The 7859-nt window shown below is 71.5% G+C and carries 6 protein-coding genes; all 6 read left to right on the top strand.

Translation table 11 applies throughout. The features are described from left to right. Positions 1 to 259: DALR anticodon-binding domain-containing protein (locus MTQ10_RS07935; protein WP_247463782.1), on the top strand; the 259-nt coding region annotated here is incomplete at its 5' end. 17 nt (positions 260 to 276) lie between these two features. Further along, a complete protein-coding gene (gene lysA / locus MTQ10_RS07930; RefSeq protein ID WP_247463780.1) occupies positions 277 to 1668 on the top strand; it encodes a diaminopimelate decarboxylase in 1392 nt (463 codons plus the stop codon). A gap of 154 nt (positions 1669 to 1822) precedes the next feature. After that, positions 1823 to 3112, top strand: a complete 1290-nt coding sequence (locus MTQ10_RS07925; protein ID WP_247463785.1) for a homoserine dehydrogenase — start codon at positions 1823 to 1825, stop codon at positions 3110 to 3112. 6 nt (positions 3113 to 3118) lie between these two features. Beyond that, a complete protein-coding gene (gene thrC / locus MTQ10_RS07920; protein WP_247463778.1) occupies positions 3119 to 4177 on the top strand; it encodes a threonine synthase in 1059 nt (352 codons plus the stop codon). 267 nt (positions 4178 to 4444) lie between these two features. Then, complete coding sequence (thrB, locus tag MTQ10_RS07915; RefSeq protein WP_247463775.1) at positions 4445 to 5362, top strand: homoserine kinase; 918 nt, start codon at positions 4445 to 4447, stop codon at positions 5360 to 5362. A gap of 405 nt (positions 5363 to 5767) precedes the next feature. After that, a complete protein-coding gene (rho, locus tag MTQ10_RS07910; RefSeq protein ID WP_247463773.1) occupies positions 5768 to 7744 on the top strand; it encodes a transcription termination factor Rho in 1977 nt (658 codons plus the stop codon). The last annotated feature ends 115 nt before the right edge of the window (positions 7745 to 7859 follow it).

Here is a 7859-nt window from a genome sequence, read left to right as displayed (position 1 = left end):
CCCGCAGCTCCTCGCCCTCCTCGCCGACCACCCCCGCATCCTCACCGCCGCGGCCACCCACCGCGCGCCCGACCGGCTCGCCCGGCACCTCGTCACCGTCGCGGATGCCGTCCTGCCGTTCCTGCCCACCGTGCTGCCGCGCGGTGCGGAGAAACCCTCGGCCGCCCACCGCGCCCGGCTCGCGCTCGCCGAAGCCGCCGGGACGGTGCTGGCCGGCGGCCTGTCCCTGCTCGGCATCGACGCACCCGAACATCTCTGAGGAAGCCAACAGAAGTCATGAGCCGTTCCGCACACCCCGCCGGGCCCCGTCACGCCGACGTCCTTCCCGAAGGGCACTACGCCGCGCCGCCCGCGGACCTCAACGCCCTCGACGCCAAGGTGTGGGCCCAGACGGTCACCCGGGACGCCGACGGTGTCCTGACCGTCGCCGGCCTGCGCGTGACCGACCTCGCCGAGCAGTACGGCACCCCCGCCTACATCCTCGACGAGGCCGACTTCCGCTCCCGGGCGCGCGCCTGGCGCACCGCGTTCGGCACCGACGCCGACGTGTTCTACGCCGGGAAGGCGTTCCTGTCCCGGGCCGTCGTGCGGTGGCTGCATGAGGAAGGGCTCAACCTCGACGTGTGCTCCGGTGGTGAACTGGCCACCGCCCTGTCCGCGGGCATGCCCGCCGACCGCATCGCCTTCCACGGCAACAACAAGTCCACGGAAGAGATCCGGCGGGCCGTCGAGGCCGGGGTCGGGCGGATCGTCCTCGACTCCTTCCAGGAGATCGTGCGCGTCGCCCACATCGCGCAGTCGCTCGGCAAGCGGCAGCGCGTGCAGATCCGCATCACCGTCGGGGTGGAAGCACACACCCACGAGTTCATCGCCACCGCGCACGAGGACCAGAAGTTCGGCATCCCGCTGGCCGGCGGGCAGGCCGCCGAGGCGGTACGGCGGGTGTTGCAGCTCGACGGGCTGGAGCTGATCGGCATCCACTCGCACATCGGGTCGCAGATCTTCGACATGTCCGGCTTCGAGGTCGCCGCCCACCGCGTGGTCGGCCTGCTGAAGGACATCCGGGACGAGCACGGCGTCGAGCTGCCCGAGATCGACCTCGGCGGCGGCCTCGGCATCGCGTACACCAGCGACGACGACCCGCGCGAGCCGCACGAGATCGCCAAGGCGCTCAGCGAGATCGTCACCCGTGAGTGCGAGGCGGCGCGGCTCGCCACCCCGCGGATCTCCGTCGAGCCCGGACGGGCGATCGTCGGGCCGACCGCGTTCACGCTGTACGAGGTCGGCACGGTCAAGCCGCTCGACGGGCTGCGCACGTACGTCTCCGTCGACGGCGGCATGTCGGACAACATCCGCACCGCGCTGTACGACGCCGAGTACAGCGTCGCCCTCGCCTCCCGCACCTCCGACGCCGAGCCGATGCTCTCCCGCGTCGTCGGCAAGCACTGCGAGAGCGGCGACATCGTCGTGCGGGACGCGTTCCTCCCCGCCGACCTGGCGCCGGGCGACCTGATCGCCGTACCCGCGACCGGCGCCTACTGCCGGTCCATGGCCAGCAACTACAACCATGTGCTGCGCCCGCCGGTCGTCGCCGTCAAGGACGGCGAGGCCCGGGTGATCGTCCGCCGCGAGACCGAGGAGGACCTGCTGCGGCTCGACGTCGGGTGACGCCCGCCCGCGCGGGGACTGCTGCAAGATCTGCGGTCCGACCCCCGCGGGATAATGAAATTCACGTCTCACCATCCGGACAAAAGGCAGAAAGTCCGGTCCGGTGGGTGAGACTGGACCAACCGTAGACGGTATGAGGAAACGAGGTCGGATGATGCGTACGCGTCCGCTGAAGGTGGCGCTGCTGGGCTGTGGAGTGGTCGGCTCAGAGGTGGCGCGCATCATGACGACGCACGCCGACGACCTCGCCGCGCGCATCGGCGCCCCGGTCGAGCTGGCCGGGGTGGCCGTGCGCCGCCCCGACAAGGTCCGCGAGGGCATCGACCCCGCCCTGGTCACCACCGACGCCACCGCCCTCGTCAAACGCGGCGACCTCGACGTCGTCGTCGAGGTCATCGGCGGCATCGAACCCGCCCGCACCCTCATCACCACCGCCTTCGAGCACGGCGCGTCCGTCGTCTCCGCCAACAAGGCCCTGCTCGCCCAGGACGGGGCCGCCCTGCACGCCGCCGCGGAGGAGCACGGCCGGGACCTCTACTACGAGGCCGCCGTCGCCGGCGCCATCCCGCTGATCCGCCCGCTGCGCGAGTCCCTCGCCGGCGACAAGGTCAACCGGGTGCTCGGCATCGTCAACGGCACCACCAACTTCATCCTCGACAAGATGGACTCCACCGGTGCCGGCTACCAGGAGGCCCTCGACGAGGCCACCGCGCTCGGATACGCCGAGGCCGACCCCACGGCCGACGTCGAGGGCTTCGACGCCGCCGCCAAGGCCGCCATCCTCGCCGGGATCGCCTTCCACACGCGCGTACGGCTCGACGACGTCTACCGCGAGGGCATGACCGAGGTCACCGCCGCCGACTTCGCCTCGGCGAAGGAGATGGGCTGCACCATCAAACTGCTCGCCATCTGCGAGCGCGCCGCGGACGGCGCCTCCGTCACCGCGCGCGTGCACCCCGCGATGATCCCGCTCAGCCACCCGCTCGCCTCCGTGCGCGGTGCCTACAACGCCGTCTTCGTCGAGTCCGACGCGGCCGGCCAGCTCATGTTCTACGGCCCCGGCGCGGGCGGTTCGCCCACCGCCTCGGCCGTGCTCGGCGACCTCGTCGCCGTGTGCCGCAACCGGCTCAGCGGGGCAACGGGGCCCGGCGAGTCGGCGTACGCCGCCCTGCCCGTGTCACCGATGGGTGACGTCGTCACCCGGTACCACATCAGCCTGGACGTGGCCGACAAACCGGGCGTGCTCGCCCAGGTCGCCACCGTCTTCGCCGAGCACGGCGTGTCCATCGACACCGTGCGCCAGCAGGGCAAGGACGGCGAGGCCTCCCTCGTCGTCGTCACCCATCGGGCGTCCGACGCCGCCCTGCACGGGACCGTCGAGGCGCTGCGCAAGCTCGACACCGTGCGGGGTGTCGCCAGCATCATGCGGGTTGAAGGAGAGTAACCAGCAATGACCCACCAGTGGCGCGGAATCATCGAGGAGTACCGGGACCGGCTGCCCGTGTCCGACACCACGCCGGTCGTCACCCTCCGCGAGGGCGGTACGCCGCTCGTGCCCGCGCAGGTGCTCTCCGAGCGCACGGGCTGCGAGGTCCATCTGAAGGTGGAGGGCGCCAACCCCACCGGGTCCTTCAAGGACCGCGGCATGACGATGGCGATCAGCAAGGCCAAGGAGGAGGGCGCGAAGGCCGTCATCTGCGCCTCCACCGGCAACACCTCCGCCTCCGCCGCGGCCTACGCCGTACGCGCCGGCATGGTCTCCGCCGTCCTCGTCCCGCAGGGCAAGATCGCGCTCGGCAAGATGGGCCAGGCCCTCGTGCACGGCGCGAAGATCCTCCAGGTCGACGGCAACTTCGACGACTGCCTCACCCTGGCCCGCTCGCTCAGCGACAACTACCCCGTCGCGCTGGTCAATTCGGTCAACCCGGTACGTATCGAGGGGCAGAAGACCGCCGCCTTCGAGATTGTGGACATGCTCGGCGACGCCCCCGACATCCACGTCCTTCCGGTCGGCAACGCCGGCAACATCACCGCGTACTGGAAGGGGTACAAGGAGTACGCCGCCGACGGCGTCGCCGCGAAGACCCCCCGCATGTGGGGCTTCCAGGCCTCCGGCAGCGCCCCGATCGTGCGCGGCGAGGTCGTCAAGGACCCGTCGACCATCGCCACCGCCATCCGCATCGGCAACCCGGCCTCCTGGCAGTACGCGCTCGCCGCGCGCGACGAATCCGGCGGTGCCATCGACGAGGTGACGGACCGTGAGATCCTGCGGGCCTACCGGCTGCTCGCCTCGCAGGAGGGCGTCTTCGTCGAGCCCGCCTCCGCCGCGTCCGTCGCCGGTCTGCTCAAGGCCGCCGAGCACGGCAAGGTCGACCCCGGCCAGAAGATCGTCTGCACGGTCACCGGAAACGGCCTGAAGGACCCCGACTGGGCCGTCGCCGGCGCCCCGCAGCCGGTCACCGTCCCCGTCGACGCGGCCACCGCCGCCGAGCGACTGGGACTCGCGTAACAGCACACCGACAGGGCGAGTGAACCGACCCTCACCTGGGGAAGTTCCCTTCGACGGGTGCACAGGGGGCTTGCGACACGCATCGTGCGCCTCCTGTGCGCCCTATGTCGCCACAGAACCTTTCTTCGATAGGCTGTACCGAACCCGCCCGCCGCATATGCCGCCCCGGCACGTGCCGCACCGCCGCGTCGTCCGCGCGGCCGAGGGTCCCAGGCACGTCATCGAATTCATTCGACCATCACGCAGCTCAAGGAGAGTCAACGAGCGATGGCCGGTCCAGCGTTCCGCGCCGCCGCCGTCCGGGTGCGCGTCCCCGCCACCAGCGCCAACCTCGGCCCGGGCTTCGACGCCCTCGGCCTGTCGCTGGGGCTCTACGACGACGTCGTCGTCCGGGTGGCGGACTCCGGGCTGCACATCGACATCGCGGGCGAGGGCAGCGACACGCTCCCGCGCGACGAGAGGCACCTCCTCGTCCGCTCCCTGCGCACCGCCTTCGACGCCCTCGGCGGCCAGCCGCGCGGCCTGGAGATCGTCTGCGCCAACCGCATCCCGCACGGCCGCGGCCTCGGCTCCTCCTCCGCCGCCATCTGCGCCGGCATCGTCGCCGCCCGCGCCGTCACCATAGGCGGCGAGTCCCGGCTCGACGACACCGCGCTGCTGGAACTCGCCACCGAGATCGAGGGCCACCCCGACAACGTCGCCCCGTGCCTGCTCGGCGGCTTCACCATCGCCTGGATGGAGCACGGCGCCGCCCGCGCCGTCCGCCTCGAGCCCGCCGATTCCATCGTTCCGGTGGTTTTCGTCCCCGGGAAGCCGGTCCTGACCGAGACCGCCCGCGGACTGCTCCCGCGCACCGTGCCGCACGTCGACGCCGCCGCCAACGCGGGCCGCGCCGCCCTGCTCGTGGAGGCCCTGACCCGGCGCACCGAGCTGCTGCTGCCCGCCACCGAGGACCGCCTCCACCAGGAGTACCGCGCCCCCGCCATGCCGGAGAGCGCCGCGCTGGTGGAAAGGCTGCGGGCCGACGGCATCCCCGCCGTCATCTCCGGTGCCGGACCCACGGTGATGGCCCTGGTCGACACCGACTCGGCGGACAAGGCGCAGGCCCTCGCGGGCGAGGGATGGGCCGCCAACCGGCTTGAGCTGGACCTTCAGGGGGCGAGCGTGCTCCCACTGGCGACCTGACACACGGTTGCCGGATTTGGAGAGGGGGAATGTTTGTTGGATCCGGTAGTGTTAACCTCAAGTCTGCACCCGACCCCACCATGGCGAGGTGCCTCGTGTCCCCGTCCGGGACAGACATTCTTCCGGGAGCTCCCCACGCCGCACTGTGTTCCGTACGTCGTACCTGGGCAGTACACCGTACGGGGGCGCTGAGCGGGCCCGTGGGCACGCTCCGGAACCGGTGCGACCACGCCACGTGACACTGGGTGCCACGGCACGTCGAGGAAGCGCCATCACCAGTTATCTCTTCCGCCGCTTAGGCGGACCACCGCCCCGGCACGGTCCACAAGGATGGGACCGAAGCCGGACAGCACAACCGGTCGCCGAGCCAGACAGGCCGACGTCCGCTCCAGGGAAGGACCCTTCGTGAGCGACACCACCGATCTGATGGGCGCACGTGTCGAGGAGACCGCTGCCGCGCCCGCCACGGACGCCTCCGCGCCTGCCACCGGTGCCGGCTCCCGGCGGCGCCGCGGTACCGGCCTCGAGGGCATGGTGCTGGCCGAGCTGCAGCAGGTCGCCTCCGGCCTCGGCATCAGGGGCACCGCGCGGATGCGCAAGAGCCAGCTGATCGAGGTCATCAAGGAAGCGCAGGCCGGAGGGGGTGCCGCCCCGGCCAAGGCCGAGGCCGCCACCGAGACCAAGCCGAAGCGCCGCGCAACCTCCCGGACGCGCACGGGGGACGAGACCCCCGCCGAGAAGAAGGCCGACAAGGCCGAGGCGCCCGCCGAGAAGGCGACGGCCCAGCAGCAGATCGAGATCCCCGGCCAGCCGGTCTCCGACGACGCCCCCGGTGAGCGCCGCCGCCGTCGCGCCACCGCAGACGCCGGCAGCCCCGCCGCGGCGCCCGAGACCGTCGCCGCCGAGGCCAAGAGCGAGCCGAAGGCCGAGACGCCCGCCCAGCAGCCGCAGCAGCAGGACGGCAAGGACAACAAGGACGCCAAGTCCGAGTCCGGCGAGGGCGGCGAGGGCCGCCGCCGCGACCGTGACCGCGGCCGTGGCCGCGACCGCGACCGCCGTAACAAGGGCGACGACCAGCAGGGCCAGCAGCGCGGTCAGCAGCAGGGCGGCGGCCGGCAGGACCGCCAGCAGGACGACGACGACTTCGAGGGCGGCCGACGCCGCGGCCGTGGCCGCTACCGCGACCGCCGTGGCCGCCGTGGCCGCGACGACCTCGCCTCCGAGCCGCAGATCAACGAGGACGACGTCCTGATCCCCGTCGCGGGCATCCTGGACATCCTCGACAACTACGCGTTCATCCGGACCTCCGGCTACCTGCCGGGCCCGAACGACGTGTACGTCTCCCTCGCCCAGGTCCGCAAGAACGGCCTGCGCAAGGGCGACCACATCACCGGCGCCGTCCGCCAGCCGAAGGAAGGCGAGCGCCGCGAGAAGTTCAACGCGCTGGTCCGCCTGGACTCCGTCAACGGCATGGCGCCCGAACACGGCCGCGGGCGCCCGGAGTTCAACAAGCTGACCCCGCTGTACCCGCAGGACCGGCTCCGCCTGGAGACCGACCCGGGCGTGCTCACCACGCGGATCATCGACCTCGTGTCGCCGATCGGCAAGGGCCAGCGCGGTCTGATCGTGGCCCCGCCGAAGACCGGCAAGACCATGATCATGCAGGCGATCGCCAACGCGATCACCCACAACAACCCCGAGTGCCACCTGATGGTCGTCCTCGTCGACGAGCGTCCGGAAGAGGTCACCGACATGCAGCGGTCGGTCAAGGGCGAGGTGATCTCCTCGACCTTCGACCGCCCCGCCGAGGACCACACCACCGTCGCCGAGCTGGCCATCGAGCGTGCCAAGCGCCTCGTGGAGCTGGGCCACGACGTGGTCGTCCTGCTCGACTCGATCACCCGCCTGGGCCGCGCCTACAACCTGGCCGCCCCGGCCTCCGGCCGCATCCTGTCCGGTGGTGTCGACTCGACCGCCCTGTACCCGCCGAAGCGCTTCTTCGGTGCGGCCCGCAACATCGAGGACGGCGGCTCGCTCACCATCCTCGCCACCGCCCTGGTGGACACCGGGTCCCGCATGGACGAGGTGATCTTCGAGGAGTTCAAGGGCACCGGCAACATGGAGCTCAAGCTCGACCGGAAGCTCGCCGACAAGCGCATCTTCCCCGCGGTGGACGTCGACGCGTCCGGCACCCGCAAGGAGGAGATCCTGCTCGGCGCCGAGGAGCTGGGCATCGTATGGAAGCTGCGGCGTGTCCTGCACGCGCTGGACCAGCAGCAGGCCATCGAGCTGCTCCTCGACAAGATGAAGCAGACCAAGTCGAACGTCGAGTTCCTGATGCAGATCCAGAAGACGACGCCGGCTCCCGGCAACGGAGACTGATCCGCGCCGACACCGTCGAAGGGCCGCTCCCCACCCCGGGGAGCGGCCCTTCGCGCGTTACCGCAGCGAGATCCCCACCACAGGCGTCACCCAGCGCGACCGGCCCACCGCAGGC

Source organism: Streptomyces sp. XM83C, from assembly GCF_023072675.1.
Classification (GTDB): domain Bacteria; phylum Actinomycetota; class Actinomycetes; order Streptomycetales; family Streptomycetaceae; genus Streptomyces; species Streptomyces thermocoprophilus.
Note: the sequence above shows the minus strand (reverse complement) of the source record. Positions and strands in the feature narration are given on the sequence as shown.

Coding starts and splice junctions, on each gene's coding strand:
- lysA (WP_247463780.1), top strand. CDS start 277: ATGAGCCGTTCCGCACACCCCGCCGGGCCCCGTCACGCCGACGTCCTT.
- MTQ10_RS07925 (WP_247463785.1), top strand. CDS start 1,823: ATGCGTACGCGTCCGCTGAAGGTGGCGCTGCTGGGCTGTGGAGTGGTC.
- thrC (WP_247463778.1), top strand. CDS start 3,119: ATGACCCACCAGTGGCGCGGAATCATCGAGGAGTACCGGGACCGGCTG.
- thrB (WP_247463775.1), top strand. CDS start 4,445: ATGGCCGGTCCAGCGTTCCGCGCCGCCGCCGTCCGGGTGCGCGTCCCC.